Genomic DNA, 20,571 nt, shown 5'->3' on the forward strand with positions numbered 1-20,571 from the left:
TCCCCTTGTTTTACAAAGAAGTAGGCTTATAGTATAATACAGAAGGAAAATTTTGCTGATATGTGGCAATATTATCATTAAGGGCTAAATTCCTACCAAATGTTGGGGGTCATATTTATGTTAGATATTAAATTTGTACGTAGCAACCCAGAACTTGTATTAGAAGGACTTAAAAAGCGTGGTTCTGACATATCACTGGATGAATTCTTAAAGCTTGATAGTATGCGCCGAGAGAAATTAGTAGTGGCGGAACAATTAAAAAACACACGAAATGTAGTATCCCAGGAAATCGGTAAATTAAAAAAAGCTGGCCAAGATGCTGAGGAAAAAACCTTAGAGATGCGTAAAGTATCTCAAAAAATTAAAGATATGGATGATGAAATTAGAAACATAGAAGAAAAGCTTCAGGAGATTCTTTTATCTATTCCCAATATCCCCCATGAATCTGTTCCTGTGGGGAAAGATGAAAATGATAACGTGGAAATACGCCGCTGGGGTAAGCCCCGGGGCTTTGAATTTGAGCCGAAACCTCACTGGGACTTAGGTGAGGATTTAAATATACTTGATTTTGAGCGGGGAGGCAAGGTAACTGGTGCTAGGTTCTCTTTCTATAAGGGTATGGGTGCCAGGTTAGAGCGTGCTCTGATAAACTTTATGTTGGATCTGCATACCAGGGAACACGGCTATACCGAAATCTTCCCACCATTTATTGTCAATGGTGATAGCATGTTAGGTACCGGCCAACTCCCTAAATTTGCAGAAGATATGTTTAAACTGGAGGGATTGAATTATTATTTAATCCCTACCGCAGAGGTTCCTGTTACCAACCTATATCGGGATGAAATTTTGGCTGAAGAACAACTTCCTATATACCATTGCGCCTACAGTGCCTGCTTTCGAGCAGAGGCTGGAGCTGCCGGCAGGGATACCCGGGGGTTAATTAGGCAGCACCAGTTTAACAAAGTTGAATTGGTAAAGTTCTCTAAGCCAGAAGAATCCTTTGATGAGTTAGAGCGTTTAACGGCAAATGCTGAAAAGATACTACAGGCCCTTGGTCTTCCTTATCGTGTAGTTTTATTATCTACAGGAGATATGGGTTTCACATCTGCCAAAACCTATGATTTGGAGGTATGGTTACCCAGTTACAATGCCTACAAGGAAATTTCGTCCTGTAGTAACTTTTTAGATTTCCAGGCCAGACGAGCCAACATTAAATACCGTCCAACTCCCAAGTCTAAACCGGAATTTGTACATACCCTGAACGGCTCCGGCATTGCAGTAGGGAGAGCCTTATCGGCTATTTTAGAAAATTACCAAGAAGCCGATGGAAGTATTACAGTTCCTCCTGTACTTGTACCATATATGGGTGGTATTGAAAGAATAACCCTATAGAACCAGTAAAAATAAGCAGATATGGTTTGACAATAACTTTTTCCTATGATATACTCTATCTTGCTTGGGGTTACGAGCTGTTTTGGAGGATTCACCTCCGAGTTCGGAGGGATGTCCGAGCGGTTGAAGGAGGCGGTCTTGAAAACCGTTGAACTCTTACGGGTTCCGTGGGTTCGAATCCCACTCCCTCCGCCAAGTAAGATAGATACAAGGAGAGCTGGCCGAGTTGGCTGAAGGCGCTCGCCTGCTAAGCGAGTATACGGGGTTAACCTGTATCGAGGGTTCGAATCCCTCGCTCTCCGCCAATATAAAAAAACCGTTAGTTAATACTAGCGGTTTTTTGTTGTTTTGCGGCATCTGTTACTAATTTTAGTACTTGAAGATAATTGATGGAACCAATCATTACACCATCTTTATTTACCACCGGCAAAGCCGAGAGTTTGTTTTTATTCATTTTCTTGATGATTGTTAAAAGTTGGTCACCCACTTGAACATACTCAGTTGGTGCATAAACCTTGTCAATCTTTAAATTTTGGGGAGTAATATTATGGTTATGACAATTGGCTGATTCACATAACTGCATAAAACCACTTAGATATGATTCCATGGTAATAAAACGTTCAGGTTTACCTTCCTTATTTACTTCGGATATAATATAATCCTTTGTTAATTGCCGATATACCTCTGAATTATACAAGGGGATATTACCATGTTCATCGACAACCTTTTTAATTCCGTCAATACCTTGAGAAAAGTCCTTTTCTTGTATACCAACATCAACTAGTAATTGATCTTTTTTTATATTTAGCTTTATATTTGATCGAAAAACAATAGCAATTACAATAGTGGAGAAAACTACCACTGAAAGAAATAATATAACCATAGAACTATTTACCTTCTCAGCAAAATGTAGGATATACTCCTGTTGATCGGTTATATGATAAATAGGTACATGAACAATCTGTACAAAAAAGAAGAATAAAAAGATCAGTATATTCACCAGTACAATATATTTTAAGCCACATTCAAAACGATTATGCTCATTGTCCATAATAAATTCCCCTTATACAAATAAATTTTTCATAAACCAATTAATTACAGTTGCTTTTAGCCTACTACTTGGTATATAATAATTTTTGCGACAAGGACAACTTTTTAAGTAAGATTTGTCGCTACAATATATGTTAGATGAATCATCTATGTGCCCGTGGCTCAATTGGATAGAGCACCTGACTACGGATCAGGAGGTTAGGGGTTCGAGTCCCTTCGGGCACGCCATCATTATGCTTGACATAATGAATAAGATATGCTAATATCTATATTGTTTTTAAATATGTGCCTGTGGCTCAATTGGATAGAGCACCTGACTACGGATCAGGAGGTTAGGGGTTCGAGTCCCTTCAGGCACGCCAATTGGTTGTTAGTTCTAAATTAAAATTTTGGGGCTGACAACCTTCTTATATGCGCCCGTAGCTCAGGTGGATAGAGCAACGGTTTCCTAAACCGTGTGCCGGTGGTTCGAGTCCTCCCGGGCGCACCATTTTTTTATTAAGGGGTTTTTTCTTTGTCTCATGCTTTGTTCATGCGTGAAGCATTGATCGAAGCCCAAAAGGCTGCGGTAAAGGGTGAAGTGCCCATTGGGGCTGTTGTTGTGTGGAAGGATGAAGTGATAGGCCGGGGATATGATCTTCGGGAAAGCCTATGTGATGCTTCTGCACACGCTGAGATATTAGCTATGAGGAAAGCAGCTAAACATCTAGGTGATTGGCGTCTAAATGATGCAACTCTCTACGTAACAGTGGAACCCTGTGCCATGTGTGCTGGGGCCATCGTACAATTTAGAATAAATCGCCTGGTATATGGTGCTCCCAATGCTAAATCTGGCTCAGTGGATACGATTTTAAATATTGTTCAAGAAGCTAGGTTTAATCACAGGGTAGAAGTTATTGCCGGTATTTTGGAAGATCAATGCAAGGAAATAATACAAAATTTTTTTCGTGAATTAAGAAAGAATAAATAAATTGGAGAGTTGGCCGAGTTGGTCGAAGGCGCTCGACTCGAAATCGAGTAGACGTTAACAGCGTCTCGTGGGTTCGAATCCCACATTCTCCGCCACTTGAGGGCCGCTTTACTTAACTAAAGTAAGGCGGTTTTTTCATGCCATTTCACATAAAATTTCTCAAATCATAAATTCATTTCACATAAATCGAGTGTCATTTCACAAAAAGTTGTGCGCCTTAGCTTCCCCAGATGGCTTGATCGATTTTAATTGCAATTTCTTCCTGCACTGACCGTTCGGTGTGACCATAAAGATCATTAGTGATTTGAATAGTGCTGTGCCCTAACCTGTCACTGGCCCCTTTCATGGGGACGTTTTGTGCGATCATTAAGGCAGCGTTCGAGTGGCGTAGATCGTGGAATCTTATATTAGGCAGCCCATATTTTTGCAGCCGTAAGCTGAAGGACCTGGATAAATGTGACGGGTTAAAGGGTTTCCCATCAGGCCAGGTGCAAACAAAGTCTGACTTATGATATAGTTGGCCATGCTGGAGTTTCATTTCTTTTTGCTTTAGCTTTAGCTTATGTTCCTTTAATGCTTTGATTAATCTGTCTGTTACCACGATAACCCTGTTAGAAGAATCAGTTTTAGTTTTTTCTCTCAACACAGGATTACCATTATCCATTATTAAATTGTGACGAATATGAATTAATTTGTTTTCCATGTCTACATCGGACCATTGCAGTCCTAAGACTTCCCCACGACGGGCCCCCAGGACCACGGATAAATACACCGGCATGTACAAGGCATCTTCCCGGAGTTTATCCAACATTTCCCTAATCTGCTTGGTTGACAGAAAACCTGCTTCAAATTTGTTTTTGGTTGGAGGGGTAACCAGTTTAGCTGGATTTTTTGGTATTGTTTCTTCCCTGTAAGCATCTTCTAAAGCCTTAGACAGCACTCTGTGGACATAACGAATAGAGGTGCCGGACAGAGGCTTGAAGGATCTCTTTTCCCCATCAATTTTAATTTCCCTGGCCTTTTGCAGCTTGGAATATAACCCTCTGATATGGGCAGCCCTTAAATCCGAAAGTTTGATTCCGCCGATGTAGGGATTTATATGGCACCGGATGTTAACTTCGTACCCACAATAGGATGTCGGTGAGATAGTTTCCTTTTTCTCCTCTAGCCAGTTATTAAGGTATTCAAATAAAAACATTTTATTAGGCTCTATGTGTGTTCCTTGACTGATGTTTACTGTAAGTTGAGCAGCAAAGAGTTTTGCATCTCTCTCTTTTTTGAAGCCTCCCTTATATTTTTGTATCCTTTTCCCGTTTCCATCAAATCCAGCATCATAGCGTACTTCATAATATCCTTTCTTTTCGTTAAACTTAATTGTGGCCATGCTTTACCTCCTTTCATTAGTTAATAGAAATAAACCTTGGCAAAAACATATGTTCTGCCAAAGGGGTAAAAAAATATGCTTTCAGGTTCAATCTAATAATATTGCAACATTTCAACGGGTATATAATTTCTCCTAAATACATTTTCCAATGTTTCACCAGGATAAATTTCTGTTTTTGATAAAAGTAATTTAACGGCAAACTTATTGGCCTGACGCTCATATTTTCCGGGATTAAATAAGGAGTGCTCGTCCAACCAGAAACGACTTAAGCCCGGATGAAGCCTATCGTGTGCAAGTTCATGGGCGCAAATAAACCTTTGCCACTCGTCTGATAGAGCACAATGAATTACAATATATCTTCTGCGCAGCTTATTGTAGTATAGCCCCCTGGTTCCCACACCCAAATCCTCAAACCAAGCCTCAATGTTAAGGCCATTTGCTATTGTGAATGGATCATTTGTCTTAAATTTCCGAATCAGTTTATTAATGGCTTGGTCCACTCAAATCATCCCCGGCATTGTTTTTCTTTTTCTTACGTCCGTAGGTTTTTTTATTTTTTTCCTTAGCGTCCCAGAACATGGCCTCCATAACACGTTTGATTTTTTCTTTGTCTTCCTTGCGGATCGGAACACCGTCAAACATTAGCGGGGCATCATCTTCCAGCATCTGTTTAAAATCACGCTTATATTTAGATGTGGCCCAGGTGGGGATTGCAGCTTCTGCATGATCGTTATTAACCGGTTGCTCGTCGTGGCCTAATAAATAATCTATTGTTACATTAAAAATTGCAGCAAGCTTAGCTGCCATCTCCGCACTTAATCTTTTCTTGCCTCGTTCAATTTCATAGAAATAGGTGGGTGTAATATTTAGTTCTTTGGCTATCTTTGTACCTGATATATTTCTGCTCATTCTAAGTTTGTAAACTTGCAGTTTATCTTGAAGAAAACGACTCAGTTTTTTGCAAAATCCTACAGATATTACCTTCTGTCACCCCTCAAACAAAGTGCTAAACTTTTAGCAGATTGTTTTGGAGGGGTTTTTGATGCTCTTAATAATTGACTTCAAATTAAACGCAGAAGAATATGCCAACCGAGGTACACAAAACGATTTTCCACAGATTGACCGGTGTCCACATTGTAAAGGGCTAGTAACCCTGCAACGTCACGGCTTTTATTGGCGAAACGCCATTGAAGGAGAAAGTTTGTATCATATACCAATCTGTAGATTAAAATGCCCTTCGTGCAAGAAAACTGTTTCTCTGCTGCCAGACTTTTTGATTCCTTACTATCAGTACACCTTAGACACAGTCTTGGGTAAAGTAGAGGACAACTTAATTCATCAGGTAATCACCGGATGCCGCCAGTTAGTATCGTTTTATCAAAGCGATTTATGAATCAACTAAATCAGATTGAGATGTTTTTTCGAGATGAAGACTTCCGTGGGGTATTACCAGGGAATATAAAAGAAAGGGCCATAAAGTTGCTTGAAATGATCCTAGCTTTGGGGAAAGCACCCTTCCTAAGAAGGTCAACGGGACATTTCTTACGCAATTTTATGGCACAGTAATTTTACCACACCTCCACTCTCCTGAAAACAGGTGGATTCATCCACACACCTTTTGCGTGGCAAGGGTGCTTTTTGTCGTTTAAAATCAAAATGTTGGGTTAACCGGTTAACCTCTATTAAATCGGAGGTGATTTCTGTGGATGAAAAGGTGCGTGAAAGCGTGGCCCTTTTCCGTTATGGCATCATTGCGCCCATTTTGAATGATCAAGTTACTTCCCAAAAGGATTATCTAGCCGAGATAGCTAGTAAAAAACATCAAGTTCCTCATTATGGTCTCAAAGAGTATACTCCCAAGGCCATTGCCACCTGGCTATTGGCTTAGCGCAGAGAAGGCTTCGAAGGGTTAAAACCTAAGAAAAGATCTGATTGTGGTCAATCCCGTAAATTAAGTGACGAGAAGGAGCAGCACCTGATTGCTCTTCGGAAGGAAAAACGTGATTTACCACTTTCTGTTTTTTACAATCAGTTAATTACCCAGGGGGAAATCTTACCCAACGAGGTTTCCTATTACACGCTCTACCGGATCTTTAAAACACAGGGTCTTACAGGGAAAGAGCTTTTGAAAAATACCAATAGAAAGCACTTTTCCTATGATACCGTAAATATGTTGTGGCAAGGGGATATGTCTATAGGTCCTTATCTTGTGATTGATGGTAAGAAAACAAAAACCTTTCTTTTTGCCTTTATTGATGATTGTTCAAGGGTGGTTCCCTATGCCGCCTTCACACTTACGGAGAAATTTGAGGCTTTAAGAAATATCTTTAAAGAAGCCTTGATCCGCCGGGGAATTCCTAAAATTGTTTATGTGGATAACGGTAAGATCTACCGTTCAGATGCTTTCCACATTGCTTGTGCCAGTCTAGGAATTACTTTAACCCACACAAAGCCTTATGACGCTGCTAGTAAAGGGAAAATAGAAAGGTTCTTTGGGACCGTTAAAACCCGGTTTTTCCCCTTAATTAAGCATCAACCCCCATCCTCCCTGGAGAAACTTAACCAACGTTTTTGGCAATGGCTCGAGGAGGACTATCATCGAAAGGTTCATGCTTCTTTAGGTATGACGCCCTTAGATTTGTTTCTTTCTCAGGCCAGCAAGGTTCGGATGGTAGAAGACCCTGCTTCATTAGATCCAATCTTCTTAAGAAGAGAACAAAGAAAAGTAAAGCATGATGGTACTATTTCTTTAATGGGTCGCTTTTTGAAGTACCTGGCCAGTTTGTGGGCCAAAGAATCGAAGTTCGTTATGATGAGGAAGCGGTCTATGTTTATGAAGATGGCTTAGTTGTGGCAAAAGCTATCCCTGTTAATTTTAGCGATAATGCTCGAGTAAAAAGGGAGCAACCTCTTTCCTTCCGTGAGATGCTCTCCGAGGAGGTTTAGTTATGTACAAGGCTTTTTATTCTCTTTCTGCCACTCCATTCACTAAAGATCTAAAAACCTCTAATTCTTTTGCATCCACTTCCTTCACAGAAGTATCCGCCCGGCTTGATTACTTAAAGAAGGCAAGGGGTATGGGATTACTGGTTGGAGAGCCTGGTGCTGGCAAAACATTTTCATTAAGGAACTTTGCTGAATCATTGAATCCATCTTTATACAAGGTAATCTATTTTCCGTTATCAACAGGGACAGTGATGGATTTCTTTCGTGGCCTTGCCATTGGTTTAGGCGAGGAACCCAAATTTCGTAAGGTAGATTTATTTCATCAAATCCAAAGGGCTGTCTTGGTATATTTCCGAGAACGAAAAATTACGCCAGTATTCATCTTGGATGAGATGCAGATGGCAAGGAATCTTTTCCTACATGATTTAAGCATTCTCTTTAATTTTGGTATGGATTCAGAAAGTCCATTTATTTTAATACTTGCGGGTCTGCCAAACCTGCAGAGCAAATTAACACTAAATCATAACCGTCCCATCTCTCAACGACTGATCATGCGTTACAAAATGGAGCCTTTAAACAAAGAAGAAGTGGCAAACTATATACAGCATCACATGGAATTAGCCGGGGCAAGGCATCAAATATTTAGTGAGCCTGCTGTTTCGGCCATTACCTCTCATTCCCGAGGATGGCCACACCTGATAAATAACCTAGCTACCAACTGTTTATTATCCGGGTATCAGATGAAAAAGGAACTGATTGATGAGGAAGTTGTCCGAGTGGCAGTCCAAGAAATGTCTATGTAAATTCTTAAGTTCGGTTACACCGAAGTAGCCGAACTATTTTTTATACTAATATTTTTTTGGACCAAAAGAATGTGATATTGTGCAAAATTTGATTTCTTGGGCTAAGATATTTTGCAAAATCACCTGTTCAATGGCCAAAATTACACTAATTTATTTTGCAAAAGCTATGCTACTTTAATTTGCAAGTTCACATCGAAGGACTTCTTGCTATTAAGTTGAATTATTTCACAAGTTCTTTTGAGGTAGTTGTGGATCTTACAAGATAACTCCGTAAAAAATACATATCGCTAACGGTAAGGCCAAAAACTGCTACACCAGAATGGTATTTGAAATAAGATTCTATCAATAAACAACCTCAGCTATTACATAAAACTTTAAGGAAGGGGATTATTTTTAGGTCTAGAATGTTTTCTTAAATTTAATCAAAATGTACATTACATTTTTAGGAAAGATAATTCAAATGGCCTAGGTACTAGACTTGCCAAGCTTTAAGGGGGAACAAAAGTGGCCAGGATAAGCAAAAGCTGGTTTAAAGATGATACTCCGGGGCTCATCGCTAGAAAAAAGGTGGACTGGTCTGTTTTTGAAACTGGCTGTCATATACCAGTGGAATATCATGAATATTTTAGGGAAGCTAATGGTGGAATTTTGCCAGAGAGGGGACAAAGTATTTCTGTAAAACTCCGATTAAATGAAATCGATTACGATGCTGTTCTAACAAACGTTGACCGGCAGGGTGTAGCCGCAGATACGTTGCAATTACGTTACCAATCTAATTCTGTCCTGAGGAAGCAATTGCTAGAGGTATTTTACCCTAGTTATGATTTTATAAAGGAAAAAAGATTAAGAAATGAAAACAGAGGTAAGAAGCAGGATATTATTGTGCCCGACAATAGGACTGAATATATTGAGTTTTACAAAACAGACTTCCCATTAATTTACCAGTTGAAGTTAATAAAATGGCGAAAAGCAGGCTCGGTTCAGGAGGAATCCCCACATTGTGATTCTCTATTCTTGGCTGAACCATTCTCCAGAATATTTATTAACCGGGAAGAAGCCCTTTGGGCCTTTGAAATGATAGCCAGTGCTGCAAATCTTTTGGGAATTGACTCCCCCGAGGATCAACGGTTGGCTGTAACTATTCGGAATAAGTATATGGGGTTACATATTAATTTTGGTAACTGGCTGTTACTTGGTTTTTATGGTCCCAATAAGGCCAACAGGAGACTACGACTTCCGTTACTGGAGGAAAAAGAACAAGATAGTGATATTGATAATTCCTATAAATTTGCTCAGAACCAGGACGAACCAGCCATTGCCAGTTACCTTTTGCCTATGGAAAAACCTGTAGATAATATACAACATCGTTATGTGGGAGCGATGAAACATATTGCCTCCCGATTTAAGGAGTATAATAAATCACCCTATCGAAAACACCACCTGGAACAAATTGCTGGTGCTATTTTTGATAGGGAACTACTGATGCGTTTGTTGACAGAGGGGCTGTATATGCAAGATGAACTTGACGAAAGTGAATTAGCTACCCAGGACCCTCTGTACATCACTGAGGAATATTCCCTGGAAAAATTGGCTGCTGATACCGAAACGGATCCAAGGGAGCTTGAAAGATGGATTAAGGCTATCGAACGGAAGGGCCAGGCAATTTTATACGGACCACCGGGAACTGGAAAAACTTTTTTAGCCAAGGCACTTGCCAGGCATTTAATCGGGGGTAGCGATGGCCTGGTGGATTTAGTGCAATTTCACCCAGCCTATGCCTATGAAGATTTTATTCAAGGTATTAGGCCCCAGGTGGATAACGAGGGTATTCTAAAATACCCGGTATTACCAGGCAGATTGTTGCAATTTTGCCAGAAGGCCAGGAACAGGCAAGGACTGTGCGTTTTGATCATTGATGAAATAAACAGGGCCAACCTCTCCCGGGTGTTTGGTGAACTGATGTACTTACTAGAGTATCGGGATGCGGAAATACCTTTAGCAAGCGGAGGGACATTCAGCCTACCCAGGAATGTACGTATTATTGGTACCATGAATACAGCTGATCGCTCCATTGCTTTAGTAGATTTTGCCCTACGCATAAGATTTGCCTTTATACCGTTGCAGCCTAACTATGAAGTATTGCGCCGATACCACACTAAGACGGGGTTAGGTGTGGAGGGCTTAATTGAAACCCTGATGAAACTGAACAGGAGAATCAATGATCCAAACTACGTAATCGGAGTGTCCTTCTTTTTAAGGGCTGATTTAGGGGAACAGCTGGAGGATATCTGGCGCATGGAAATAGAGCCATATATTGAAGAATTCTTTTTTGATCAACCGGAAAAAGTGGAGGATTTTCGATGGGATAAAATCCGGGAGAAAGTGCTGTCATGACAGAGGCAGAATTCCTCTCCTTAACAGAATATTTGCCAGCTGAATTTGAAAGGCCATATCTAACGGAAGATGAAGGGTTATTCCTTTACCAAAATTTTGGTAATCAGGTTAAGGTTGAATTTCCTTCACCTGCAACAGGTAATAAATGGCGCCTCATCAACCAGGCTGGGTGGGTTATATCCCTGTGTCCCGCTATCTATATTTGTACTTGTGCCCCAGGGTTAAGCTAAGTAATATTTTTACCATGCTTGAGTATGCTTACAGACTAAAAAGTTTTAGGATACTTGATGGGATGGTGGAATGTGATTCTCTACAGGAATTTTATGAGAGATTGGCCATGATCCTGGCAGGGATGATACTAAATCGAAATCGACAGGGATTATACCGGGAATACAGAGAACAGGTTGACAAACTGCCTTATATTAGAGGGCAGCTTAATATACGGCACCAGCTTGTAAAACCCTGGGAGGTTGGTTTTTCTTGTCACTATCAAGAGCACACTGCAGACATTGAAGATAATCAAATTCTAACCTGGACATTAAATAGGATATTATATAGCGGGCTTTGTTCCGATAGAGGTTTACCAGTGATAAAAAAGGCCTACCGTAGCTTACTGAGCCAAACGTCCTTAATCCCCCTTGACCCGGGTCGTTTCAGTAGTAGAGTATATAGCAGGTTAAACCAAGATTACCGCCCACTTCATGCCTTGTGCCGTTTTTTTCTGGAGCAGTGCGGACCTGGTTATGAAGTTGGAGACCATTCAATGATCCCCTTTCTGGTGGATATGCCCAGACTCTTTGAGCTATTTGTGGCCCAGTGGCTACGGACCTACCTGCCACCTGAATACGAAATAACCCCACAAGAAAGGGTGGAGATCGGAGAAAACGGAGAACTTACATTTTCCATCGACATGGTTCTGTACCGTAAAAGAGATGAAACTGCTATGTGTGTAATGGACACCAAATACAAGAGTGCTGCCACTCCGACCCAGGCAGATATTAATCAGGTGGTTACCTATGCTGTCGCCAAGGGGTGCCGCGATGCAGTGCTAATTTACCCATCATCAAATATTCGGCCATTTAAGGAGACCATAGGAGATATTACCGTTAAAACACTAGCCTTTCCGCTGGCGGGTAATCTTGAGGAAGCAGGCAAAAGGTTAGTTGAGAAATTAATAAGCAATCTGTAATTCATGACCAAATTTGTTAACTTTTATGGCGAAGTCTAAAAATACAAAAAATGGAGATACTTTAATGTAACAAAAAATACTTGAAATATAACATAGGTGTTGTTATATTTAAAATTAGTTATGTTAAAGAGGGCGGTTGATTTGAAATACATGCTTGAGATTTATTTGAAAGAAAACATTGACGAAAATATAACTATTCAACCTTGGGATGGTAAGAAGAAAATTCCTTTGTTTTTGCTTGAGATCTATAATTTCTATGAAACCAAAATATTAGGACAGCATTGCATAATCATTGAGATATTGCAGGAGGCTCCCGGAATAGATACCATAAAAAAACACATAAAAGTTATTAATAGAACTGTTGAACAGAATTTAGTTTTCTACTATAAGTCAATTTCATGGTTTCGAAGAAAAAGTTTAATTCAAAATCGCGTACCCTTTGTTGTAGAAGATGGACAGATGTACTTGCCTTTTTTAGGATTAGATTTAAAAAACATCTTGTACAAACAGGAAAAAAAGATAACTATGTTTTCTTCTTCCACGCAACTGGCTTTCTTATATTTGTTATATAATGGGAACAGGACCATCAACGCGACAGAACTAGCAGCAGTATTAAATACTTCCAAGATGACTGCTTCTCGAAGCTTAAATGACCTGTATAATTTTGGGCTCCTGACTTATGTAATTTGTGGAGAAACCAAAAGAAGTAAAGAATATAAAAGGATTGGTGACCCAGAGTATTATAATGAAGGTAGTCGATACCTAAAAAATCCAGTATGGAAGACGGTATATACATGGAAAAAAATAGAGAATAGCCTCGTGGCCGGATTGGAGGCACTTTCGTTAATTTCTATGATGAATCCGCCCAGAAACCCGGTCATCGCAATTTCAAAAGAAAGGTTAAGTGAGATTGAGCCTTATCTTTTGAAAGACAGGGACAGGATTATAGACGAAAAATTAACGGAAATTGAGGTGTGGAACTACGATCCAAGGATATTAAGCAAAGAAAATTATGTGGATCTTGCATCCCTTGCGTTATCTTTAAAAGGGATCAATGATGAGAGAATCGAGCAAGCACTGGAAGAAAGGTTAAAGGGTGAAAAATGGTACATGGGATAGAAAAATTTAAAGAGTATTTTAGTGACTACACAGGACAGTATGTTTTTATTGGAGGAACTGCTTGTAGTATATTGTTAGAAGAAATCGGTGTTTCTTTTAGATCCACAAAAGATTTGGATATGGTTCTTATCATTGAATCTTTAGATGAACCTTTTGGAATTAAGTTTTGGGAATTCATCGAAGATGGTGGCTATGAATACCGACAAAAGAGTACAGGAAAAGAGCATTTCTATCGTTTTGCAAATCCGAGCAAACCGGGATTTCCTACTATGATAGAATTATTTAGTCGAAAGCCCGAAAAGATGCAGTTGCATTTTGACTCGTTAGTTACACCAATCCATATTGGGGACGATGTTGCTAGTTTATCGGCTATACTTCTCAATGATGCTTATTATAATTTGCTTTTTAAGGGAAAGATCCTTGTAGACGGCTATTCAGTTCTTGAAATGGAATATATAATGCTTTTCAAAATAAGAGCTTGGTTAGATTTAACTATAAGACTTGAAGCTGGCGAGCAAATCGATTCTAAAAATGTGAAAAAACATAAGAATGATATTTTTCGGTTACTTGTTAATTTAACTCCTTCAAGTAAGATTGAGGTGGAAGATGAGATTTATGAAGATATTAACCGATTTCTTGAAAAAATTACGGACGATCAACCAGATCTAAAGAATTTAGGAATAAAAACGGTTACCTTTGAGGAATTACTTAATAGAATTAAAGAGCTTTATATTCCTATGGATAAGGAAGGCACTCTATAAATGAGGGTTTTTAAGTGACTGGCAGCTGCTGGTCTGGTTGGATCTCTCCATCTGCCCGCGGCAGTTGACTATTTGAGGTAGGTCTCTGGGGTTGGCCAGTTGCCACTGGTTCAGCCGGACAGATCCAACCTATCGGGGCCTGACTTCGAGGGTCCTGGACTGTGATCTTTGTGATCCCTTTACCCGCTAGTGTTGGGAGGGTAGCTGTAGCAGGCAGTTGCCGCCGGCCTGGATGGGCTGCGGCTGCAGCCCCGACACTTCTCTAAACATCATCGAACAGCGAAACATGGAGTTCGCGCCGAATGCGATGATGGCTGTACGATTTTTTTGTTCCGGCATCGGTAACATCATCGACACCAGGGCAGATCCTGGGGATGGGCTTTCGGGTCTGGAGGATCTCCGCAGTGTTGTCGGTTGGCTGTGGCTTCGGCTTGTATCTATCTAAGAGGGATAGGTACTGAGAAAAACACCCCTCCGGGATGGAGGGGTAATGTGGATTTTTTGACTTCATAGTCATGTGAGTGGTAACATTATGATTATGCGGTTCACAAAAATTTCACAAAAAACCTGTCAAGGTATGAAATAGGGTAATTATCTACATCAATAAAGGTCTTGATTTTACTGGCCCGAGACAGGTTGCGGTAGTTTATAATAGGCTCCCAATACAACTCGAAATCGAGTAGACTGTGATGAGCGGTCTCTAGGGTTCGAATCCCTAACTCTCCGCCAAATATATATAAACAAAGGGATTCTCACTGTTGAAGGTGAGAATCCCTTTGTTGTTTAAGGGTAATTTAAATTTATGGCCGACGAGATTGCCGACTATGGTCTCCTTTAGGACGCCAAAAAGATTTTTTTGCTAAATGTATAAATTGATTATTTAACGATAAAAATATTATCAATTGATAATATTTTTGTAGATTTTTCCCCATCTAGAGCATATAATTGTATTAGGAATCGCTCTACAAGGGGTTGAATTTAAAGGTGCCAACAACTGAAGAAATTGAAAAATACCTAGAACTGGTACGATTGTTCATTGTTGAAGATAAAGTTGATTTTATTAAGGGTAGTGACGAGAAATATACTCTTGGCAAATTAGGAATTAGCATTACTGATGCTTTTGAAATGGTTAAAGATCTTGATGTAAAGAATTATTATAGGGGTCCATCTCCTGATCATAGGTATCCGTCTCAACAGGTATGGGAGTTTGGTATTCCAGAAATTTTTGAGGATGAAATACCTCCCCACAGGGACTTATATGTAAAGCTTACTTTTCGAAATACTAGGGGAGACCTTCTAATGATGTCTTTTCATAAAGCTAGGGATCTTATTACATATCCATATAAATAAAATCTCAGGTGGTTATATCAACCATATGAGAGGGGGAGATACTAAAGATGAGAAATATATACTGTGGCAACTGTGAGAAGGAAGTTTTAGGCATAACTAAAGAAGATTACTTTGAATATCCTGTTAGAAATTTAGTATACAAAATTAACGGAAAGAGACTGTTTTGTCCAGACTGTGGGAATGAATTATTTCATCGTGAATATGATGAAGCCAATCAGAGAGCAGCTTTTGACTTGTACAGAAAAGAAACGGGGATTATTTCACCAAAAGAAATTAAGGATATTAGGGAAAAATATGAATTGACCCAACGGGAGTTTTCATACCTGCTGGGTTTTGGCGAAATTACTGTTTCAAGGTATGAAAGAGGGTCTCTACCAACTATAGCACAAAGTCAAATAATTAAAGAAAGTATAGAACCGAGCAAGATGCTTATATTACTGAAAGAAAATGGTCATAAAATTGAGACTGAAAGATATATCCAAACTAAGAATAGATTAGAAGAAATGATAGCTAATAAAAATGTTAATGAAAATATAGAGCAGTACATTTTGAGAGATATGAAAAATATTACTACACCTGAACTCGATGTTTATAATGGTTTTAAAAGGTTTGATTATAAAAAGTTCTCCCAGATGGTATATTTCTTTGCTCTAAAAGAAATCACAAGTTTATACATTACTAAACTAAATAAGCTTATGTTTTATGCAGATTACTATTATTATAAAAAGTTTGGTACTTCGCTGAGCGGAACACGTTATATAAGACATAATTATGGTCCTGTACCAAATAAATACCAAACTTTATATGATAGCATAGACACAATAGAAATTTTCGAAGATGAATATGGCAATTATATTAAGCCAGCTAATGATCTCGCCCTAACTTTTAATGACAAGGAAATTAGCATTTTAGATCTTGTTAATCAGAAATTTAAACATATGAATTCCAAAGAGATCAGTAACTTTTCGCACAAGGAAAAGTGTTGGATTGAAACCCCACATAAACAGCCGATTTCTTACTTATACTCAGAATTTATGGAATGTGGACTCTAAAACATCATAACATTCGGGTAACTATATTTTAGTGCAAGAGGCATAGTTAATAGTCCTCTTGCACTATTTCATTTGGATTATTAAAACGAATTAATATATTCTTTTACTTGAGTAAGTCCGACCACAGAGAGATCTCTAACGTTATCCCCGCTTTCTAGAACTACTATATAGCCATATGTTTTGGGATCATAATTTTCGAATCCACCAAGTTGCTCTACCATCTGAAGAAATTCCTTTTCCAATAGCTCTAGGTATTCTGTGGGTAATGCATCAGCTTTTCTTAGTATGTTGATACCCTGAACTGACTTTATAATTCTCATATTGTCTACCTCCCAGATACTAATAAAATAATAAAGGCCTAAGTAACTTATATCGCTTAGGCCTTATAGTTATTATGATGGCAAATATAACTAGATACTGTCGCTCTGTTTGTCCCTTTAAGGCCATCGAGGAGAAATATAATGAACGAACTAAAAGGACCTTGGCAGTAATTAACACAAGCCTTTGTCAGGGTTGTGGGGCCTGTTCTTCCTCTTGGCGCTGTGGTGCCGCAGATATAAAAGGCTTCTCCAATACACAAATTATTTCTGAGATATTGGCGCTAAGCTGGTAATCCTATTCAGGGGTTTCGCAAAACTGCGAAGCCTCTGGATTTTTTGACAAGTCAGAAAATATAAAACTTTCCGACTTGCACAAGGGTAACTAAGGCTTACGCCGTCGCCTAAAGGCGTGGTGTGAGCCAAGTTTTCTTTAATTAGCATATGGTATGAAGAAAAGTTGACAAAAAACCTCCCTCAATGAAATAAGTTTTTCTTTTATTTACTCACTCATTCTCACAATTTCAAGTACATCCAAACAAGGCCTAAAGGAATAAGTTTGAATAAATAACATTATATGGTTGGTGGGGGTGTGCCCAATCAAAGGCTATGCCTAATTTTATAAATTATGGTTGCACAATGGATCTCCACATGTACCCTTGTGGTTTACCCTCCCACGTCTCACGGGGTCCAAATCAATGGCCCTTATTCGTTCTACCTCTCAAGGGGTGGAGGCCAGGTATGCTCCTTTGCTGGGTCATGCCCGTATGGAAATATTAGTTCCCGGCTTCTCCGTGCTTCGTTTGTCTATCCAATTCATTGTGAATAAGTGTTAATATTTAATAGCCTTTTAAGCAGCTTCCTGTAATTGCTCTTGGCGTACAACGCCTAATACTTGCTCCGTGTCATATGGAGTTTTTTTGCTGCCTATGGTGAACAAAATACGAATCAATTTTCCACAGAGGGCAACTATGGATTGTTTTTTCTTTAAGGGATTTTCATGCCTTGTTATTAAATATTGGTGGATGGCCTTAAACTCTCGGTTTTTTGCAACCATGACTAACACAGTCTTAAACAACAAGGCCCGCAGCCGGGGGCGCCCCCGTTTACTGATTTGTGATTGTCCCTTGTGTTTACCAGAACTGTTCTCTTTTAGGTTTAGGCCCGCCAACTTTATGATTTGTTGCCCATGCTCATAACCTTTTAAGTCGCCTACTTCTGCTAAAAATTCAGCCACTGTGACTAAACCAACTCCCGGAATGGTCATCATCTCTGCGGTCCCAGGTATTTGCTGAAGTAACGCTTGAACTGCTACCATCAGGGTTTCCATTTGTTTGCATAAGGTGTCATATTGCTCAAGTAGCATCTTTATTTCATGGCGGGCAAACTCTATCCCTGTGGATAGTCCAATGGATTCCCTAGCAGCCTGCATTAGTTTGTTAGCTCTTTTTACACCCATTGCCCGTTTAATCTCAGTTTTCCACAGGGCCACAATGGCTTCTGTGCCTGTTTTGATGACTTCCCGGGGAGTGGGCAGGTATTCAATATCATCAGGGACGCTTTGCCTTCCCAATCCTTAAATACCCCTGTGTACTCGGGGAAGTAACGGTCAAGCCAGTTGTGGATTCTACCCTTTACACGGTTAAGATCTTGATTCAGACGATCTCGCTGAGCCATTCCTACCCGTAGTTCTGAGTAGACACCTGTGGGTAAGTTGGGTTCTGAGTATCGGCCATCTTTTACTAATTGGGCGATTACCCTTGCATCTTTGGTGTCATTCTTTGTGGGCGAGTTATCGTCTAATTCCTTGCTTCTCTTAACATGCAAGGGATTTACCACTACCACTGGTATGCCTTCTCTGCGTAAAAACTCAGCCATTGGTAACCAGTAGTATCCTGTGGGTTCGATACCTACAAGGACATGATCCTTACAGTGTTCTACCATCAAGGTTCTAATCCAATGCATCAGCTTAGTTAAGCCTGCCCTAGTGTTGTCAAAGATCAAGCGTTTCCCCAGCTCAATACCCCTAAAGTCCTGGGCCCGGGCCACATGTTTTGATTTAGCAATATCTGCTCCAATAATTAAAGTTGATTCTGTGAGTTGCTCAATTCGTTGTTTTTGTTTATAATTCATTTTGAAGTACCTCCTGTGTGATTAAATTAGGGGTCGGTCCGCCTTGACAGCTCGACACCCAGTATATTACAGGAGGTGCTTCTTTTTTACAAAGGCCATTTTATTTCCTTACAAAAAACCTCCTAATATAAAAGGGATAAGAAAAATCATGGCGAAAGAAGGAATCGTAGGCAACGAGTAGAGCTATCTAGTTCATCGGGTGTCTTTTTTATTTCGTTTAAAATACCATTAGAGGTGCAATAGAAATTAAAAGAAGGGGGGATATCTTTCCGAAAACCTAGTTAGTAATTTGATATTAGTAGCAAGGTATTGTGCAACTATTTTTACTAAGTAAAGCCACTATTAATTAAGAAAATAAAATAGACCAAGGAGGAGTTCAATGTTCGAATCGTTTTTGGGAAGAAACAGAAAAAAAGAATCCAAGGCTATGGTTCTAGAAGAAAAAACGAGAGTAGAAACAGATAATAAAAGAGTAGAAACAGATAATAAAAAGGAACTAATTAAAGAACTACCTACTGAGGACTATTATTCAACACTGGAAATGGCAGAGGCTATGGGTGAAATGTTTTACAACATGTTTAATGGAGAAAACTTTGTGGTGGTTACAGATGCAAACTTCAAGGTTGTTAAATGTTGGAATTCAAAAAACTTTAATTTTAATTTTAAACCTGGAGACACTATGCCCCAGGGCACTATATCTTATGAAGCACTGGTTTCTGGGAAAAGGATTGCAAAGCAAATTAAAAAGACAGAATCAAAGTTTGATTTTGGATATGCTGGTATAGGAATTCCTATTAAAGATAAGGGTCATAACATAATCGGCAGTTTGGCAATAACATTCCTGTATATTGATCCCCAGGAATTAAGGGGAGTTGCCGAAGAGATGCAGACGGCATCGGATCAAAACAGTCAGGCAACGGGTGAGATCGCAGCAGGTGCTACTAATTTGTCGACTTCTTCAGAAATGTTAACCCATAATACGGATTTGGCAAGGAATAGTTTAAAAACCATTAACGATGTGATTGAATTAATTAAAGGTGTAGCAGAACAAACCAATTTACTTGCCTTGAATGCAGCCATTGAAGCAGCCAGGGCCGGTGAACATGGTAAAGGTTTTGCAGTTGTAGCTGAAGAAGTAAGAAAATTGGCACAAAATTCGGCGGATAGAGCCAAGGATATGTCTGAAAAACTATCGACCATTTCTAAAATGATTGAAGACATTGGGGAGAAGACTCAGGATTTAAACAGCTTAGCACAGCAGCAGGCGGCCTCCACAGAAGAAATAAATGCATCAATGGAGCAACTGGAAGAACAAGCAAGGAAAATACTTACTCTAGCTGCAGAACTGGAAAAGGGTCTAGAGTTTATGCTGAAATAGTTTCTAAACTAATACCCATAAATATTAAATTTTCTATGCCATAATTTAATTTTTTAGGATAAAAAAAATAAATTTTGTTTATAATAGAAAACGTATGTTATATTATAACGTTTTGGAGGTAACATAGTTGCAAAAAGGAACAGTAAAGTGGTTTAATGCAGAAAAGGGTTATGGTTTTATTGAAACGGAAGAGGGAAGTGATGTTTTTGTTCACTTTTCCGCTATCACTGGAGATGGGTTTAAAACGTTAGAAGAGGGGCAACGTGTTTCCTTTAATGTGGTTCAGGGGAACCGTGGTCCCCAAGCCGAAGAGGTTGTTAAACTGTAATGCAA

The 20,571-nt window shown here is 39.4% G+C and carries 20 protein-coding genes, 6 tRNA genes and 3 pseudogenes; 23 read left to right on the top strand and 6 right to left on the bottom strand.

The genetic code is table 11. The features are described from left to right. Positions 1-117 precede the first annotated feature (117 nt). From serS to DRED_RS00105, 3 genes are all read left to right on the top strand, one after another. The gene (serS, locus tag DRED_RS00095; protein WP_011876411.1) at positions 118-1,392 is read left to right on the top strand and encodes a serine--tRNA ligase; all 1,275 of its coding nucleotides are present in this window, start codon (positions 118-120) and stop codon (positions 1,390-1,392) included. Positions 1,393-1,497: 105 nt separating this feature from the next. Next, positions 1,498-1,587 (top strand) — tRNA-Ser (locus tag DRED_RS00100). 16 nt (positions 1,588-1,603) lie between these two features. Beyond that, positions 1,604-1,697: transfer RNA gene (locus DRED_RS00105), tRNA-Ser, on the top strand. A gap of 14 nt (positions 1,698-1,711) precedes the next feature. Here the strand turns inward: DRED_RS00105 and DRED_RS00110 are convergent. Beyond that, entirely contained in the window at positions 1,712-2,443 is a 732-nt protein-coding gene (locus DRED_RS00110) for a CBS domain-containing protein (RefSeq protein ID WP_011876412.1), read from the bottom strand. A 150-nt stretch (positions 2,444-2,593) separates the two neighbouring features. On the opposite strand from DRED_RS00110, the gene DRED_RS00115 reads away from it, so the two are divergent. The 5 genes from DRED_RS00115 (at position 2,594) to DRED_RS00135 (ending at position 3,507) form a co-directional block, all read left to right on the top strand. Then, positions 2,594-2,670, top strand: a tRNA-Arg gene (locus tag DRED_RS00115). Between the two features lie 57 nt (positions 2,671-2,727). Beyond that, a tRNA-Arg gene (locus DRED_RS00120) sits at positions 2,728-2,804 on the top strand. Between the two features lie 51 nt (positions 2,805-2,855). Beyond that, positions 2,856-2,932, top strand: a tRNA-Arg gene (locus tag DRED_RS00125). Between the two features lie 24 nt (positions 2,933-2,956). Next, positions 2,957-3,412, top strand: a complete 456-nt coding sequence (gene tadA, locus DRED_RS00130) for a tRNA adenosine(34) deaminase TadA (protein ID WP_011876413.1) — start codon at positions 2,957-2,959, stop codon at positions 3,410-3,412. A 3-nt stretch (positions 3,413-3,415) separates the two neighbouring features. Then, positions 3,416-3,507: transfer RNA gene (locus tag DRED_RS00135), tRNA-Ser, on the top strand. A gap of 122 nt (positions 3,508-3,629) precedes the next feature. On the opposite strand, the gene DRED_RS00140 is transcribed toward DRED_RS00135, so the two are convergent. From DRED_RS00140 to DRED_RS00150, 3 genes are all read right to left on the bottom strand, one after another. Further along, positions 3,630-4,796 (bottom strand): site-specific integrase, encoded by a 1,167-nt coding sequence (locus tag DRED_RS00140; RefSeq protein ID WP_011876414.1) that lies wholly within the window; start codon positions 4,794-4,796, stop codon positions 3,630-3,632. A 92-nt stretch (positions 4,797-4,888) separates the two neighbouring features. Continuing rightward, complete coding sequence (locus tag DRED_RS00145) at positions 4,889-5,296, bottom strand: ImmA/IrrE family metallo-endopeptidase (RefSeq protein ID WP_011876415.1); 408 nt, start codon at positions 5,294-5,296, stop codon at positions 4,889-4,891. Beyond that, positions 5,280-5,774 carry a helix-turn-helix domain-containing protein gene (locus DRED_RS00150; RefSeq protein ID WP_420794775.1) on the bottom strand — a complete coding sequence of 165 codons (495 nt, stop codon included), beginning with the start codon at positions 5,772-5,774 and terminating at the stop codon, positions 5,280-5,282. The genes DRED_RS00145 and DRED_RS00150 overlap by 17 nt, the downstream gene beginning before the upstream one ends. Before the next feature lie 64 nt (positions 5,775-5,838). Here DRED_RS00150 and DRED_RS17700 point away from each other — a divergent pair, with 64 nt between their 5' ends. From DRED_RS17700 to DRED_RS17710, 11 genes and pseudogenes are all read left to right on the top strand, one after another. Further along, a complete protein-coding gene (locus DRED_RS17700) occupies positions 5,839-6,189 on the top strand; it encodes a DUF6431 domain-containing protein (RefSeq protein WP_198006914.1) in 351 nt (116 codons plus the stop codon). Continuing rightward, positions 6,186-6,362 (top strand): hypothetical protein, encoded by a 177-nt coding sequence (locus tag DRED_RS18920; protein WP_198006915.1) that lies wholly within the window; start codon positions 6,186-6,188, stop codon positions 6,360-6,362. The genes DRED_RS17700 and DRED_RS18920 overlap by 4 nt, the downstream gene beginning before the upstream one ends. A 136-nt stretch (positions 6,363-6,498) precedes the next feature. After that, positions 6,499-7,742, top strand: a pseudogene (locus DRED_RS00160) (DDE-type integrase/transposase/recombinase). Positions 7,743-7,744: 2 nt separating this feature from the next. Continuing rightward, positions 7,745-8,545 (top strand): ExeA family protein, encoded by an 801-nt coding sequence (locus tag DRED_RS00165; RefSeq protein WP_011876418.1) that lies wholly within the window; start codon positions 7,745-7,747, stop codon positions 8,543-8,545. Positions 8,546-9,049: 504 nt separating this feature from the next. Then, a complete protein-coding gene (locus tag DRED_RS17705) occupies positions 9,050-10,939 on the top strand; it encodes an McrB family protein (RefSeq protein ID WP_011876419.1) in 1,890 nt (629 codons plus the stop codon). Between the two features lie 145 nt (positions 10,940-11,084). Next, entirely contained in the window at positions 11,085-12,128 is a 1,044-nt protein-coding gene (locus DRED_RS00175) for an McrC family protein (RefSeq protein ID WP_156779544.1), read from the top strand. Positions 12,129-12,269: 141 nt separating this feature from the next. Beyond that, positions 12,270-13,247, top strand: a complete 978-nt coding sequence (locus DRED_RS00180; RefSeq protein ID WP_011876421.1) for a winged helix-turn-helix domain-containing protein — start codon at positions 12,270-12,272, stop codon at positions 13,245-13,247. After that, positions 13,232-14,008: a hypothetical protein gene (locus tag DRED_RS00185; protein WP_011876422.1), complete on the top strand. Its 777-nt coding sequence runs from the start codon at positions 13,232-13,234 to the stop codon at positions 14,006-14,008. Before DRED_RS00180 ends, DRED_RS00185 begins: the two co-directional genes overlap by 16 nt. A gap of 307 nt (positions 14,009-14,315) precedes the next feature. Next, positions 14,316-14,453: a hypothetical protein gene (locus DRED_RS18445; RefSeq protein WP_156779546.1), complete on the top strand. Its 138-nt coding sequence runs from the start codon at positions 14,316-14,318 to the stop codon at positions 14,451-14,453. Positions 14,454-14,992: 539 nt separating this feature from the next. Beyond that, positions 14,993-15,358 (top strand): type II toxin-antitoxin system MqsR family toxin, encoded by a 366-nt coding sequence (locus tag DRED_RS00195; protein ID WP_011876423.1) that lies wholly within the window; start codon positions 14,993-14,995, stop codon positions 15,356-15,358. A 47-nt stretch (positions 15,359-15,405) separates the two neighbouring features. Then, complete coding sequence (locus tag DRED_RS17710) at positions 15,406-16,410, top strand: type II TA system antitoxin MqsA family protein (RefSeq protein ID WP_011876424.1); 1,005 nt, start codon at positions 15,406-15,408, stop codon at positions 16,408-16,410. Positions 16,411-16,490: 80 nt separating this feature from the next. Here DRED_RS17710 and DRED_RS00205 read toward each other — a convergent pair whose 3' ends face one another. Beyond that, a complete protein-coding gene (locus tag DRED_RS00205; RefSeq protein ID WP_011876425.1) occupies positions 16,491-16,730 on the bottom strand; it encodes a hypothetical protein in 240 nt (79 codons plus the stop codon). 74 nt (positions 16,731-16,804) lie between these two features. On the opposite strand from DRED_RS00205, the gene DRED_RS18450 reads away from it, so the two are divergent. After that, on the top strand, positions 16,805-17,023 hold the full coding sequence (locus tag DRED_RS18450; protein WP_011876426.1) for a hypothetical protein: 219 nt from the start codon (positions 16,805-16,807) through the stop codon (positions 17,021-17,023). 402 nt (positions 17,024-17,425) lie between these two features. Beyond that, on the top strand, positions 17,426-17,563 hold the full coding sequence (locus DRED_RS18455; RefSeq protein WP_156779548.1) for a hypothetical protein: 138 nt from the start codon (positions 17,426-17,428) through the stop codon (positions 17,561-17,563). Between the two features lie 14 nt (positions 17,564-17,577). Here the strand turns inward: DRED_RS18455 and DRED_RS18070 are convergent. Next, a pseudogene (locus DRED_RS18070) lies at positions 17,578-18,860 on the bottom strand (IS110 family RNA-guided transposase). A 1,039-nt stretch (positions 18,861-19,899) separates the two neighbouring features. On the opposite strand from DRED_RS18070, the pseudogene DRED_RS19675 reads away from it, so the two are divergent. Together DRED_RS19675 and DRED_RS00225 are read left to right on the top strand one after the other, a co-directional pair. Then, positions 19,900-20,238: pseudogene (locus DRED_RS19675) on the top strand (methyl-accepting chemotaxis protein); the annotation flags it as partial. 127 nt (positions 20,239-20,365) lie between these two features. After that, on the top strand, positions 20,366-20,566 hold the full coding sequence (locus DRED_RS00225) for a cold-shock protein (RefSeq protein ID WP_011876430.1): 201 nt from the start codon (positions 20,366-20,368) through the stop codon (positions 20,564-20,566). Positions 20,567-20,571 lie beyond the last annotated feature (5 nt).

This window comes from Desulforamulus reducens MI-1, assembly GCF_000016165.1.
In the GTDB taxonomy this organism is placed as follows: Bacteria; Bacillota; Desulfotomaculia; order Desulfotomaculales; family Desulfotomaculaceae; genus Desulfotomaculum; species Desulfotomaculum reducens.

Excerpts from the sequence above, each read along its gene's own strand:
- serS (WP_011876411.1), top strand. The coding sequence starts at position 118 with ATGTTAGATATTAAATTTGTACGTAGCAACCCAGAACTTGTATTAGAA.
- DRED_RS00110 (WP_011876412.1), bottom strand. The coding sequence starts at position 2,443 with ATGGACAATGAGCATAATCGTTTTGAATGTGGCTTAAAATATATTGTA.
- DRED_RS00140 (WP_011876414.1), bottom strand. The coding sequence starts at position 4,796 with ATGGCCACAATTAAGTTTAACGAAAAGAAAGGATATTATGAAGTACGC.
- DRED_RS17700 (WP_198006914.1), top strand. The coding sequence starts at position 5,839 with ATGCTCTTAATAATTGACTTCAAATTAAACGCAGAAGAATATGCCAAC.
- DRED_RS18920 (WP_198006915.1), top strand. The coding sequence starts at position 6,186 with ATGAATCAACTAAATCAGATTGAGATGTTTTTTCGAGATGAAGACTTC.
- DRED_RS00165 (WP_011876418.1), top strand. The coding sequence starts at position 7,745 with ATGTACAAGGCTTTTTATTCTCTTTCTGCCACTCCATTCACTAAAGAT.
- DRED_RS00175 (WP_156779544.1), top strand. The coding sequence starts at position 11,085 with ATGGCGCCTCATCAACCAGGCTGGGTGGGTTATATCCCTGTGTCCCGC.
- DRED_RS00185 (WP_011876422.1), top strand. The coding sequence starts at position 13,232 with ATGGTACATGGGATAGAAAAATTTAAAGAGTATTTTAGTGACTACACA.
- DRED_RS18445 (WP_156779546.1), top strand. The coding sequence starts at position 14,316 with ATGATGGCTGTACGATTTTTTTGTTCCGGCATCGGTAACATCATCGAC.
- DRED_RS17710 (WP_011876424.1), top strand. The coding sequence starts at position 15,406 with ATGAGAAATATATACTGTGGCAACTGTGAGAAGGAAGTTTTAGGCATA.
- DRED_RS00205 (WP_011876425.1), bottom strand. The coding sequence starts at position 16,730 with ATGAGAATTATAAAGTCAGTTCAGGGTATCAACATACTAAGAAAAGCT.
- DRED_RS18450 (WP_011876426.1), top strand. The coding sequence starts at position 16,805 with ATGATGGCAAATATAACTAGATACTGTCGCTCTGTTTGTCCCTTTAAG.
- DRED_RS18455 (WP_156779548.1), top strand. The coding sequence starts at position 17,426 with ATGGCCCTTATTCGTTCTACCTCTCAAGGGGTGGAGGCCAGGTATGCT.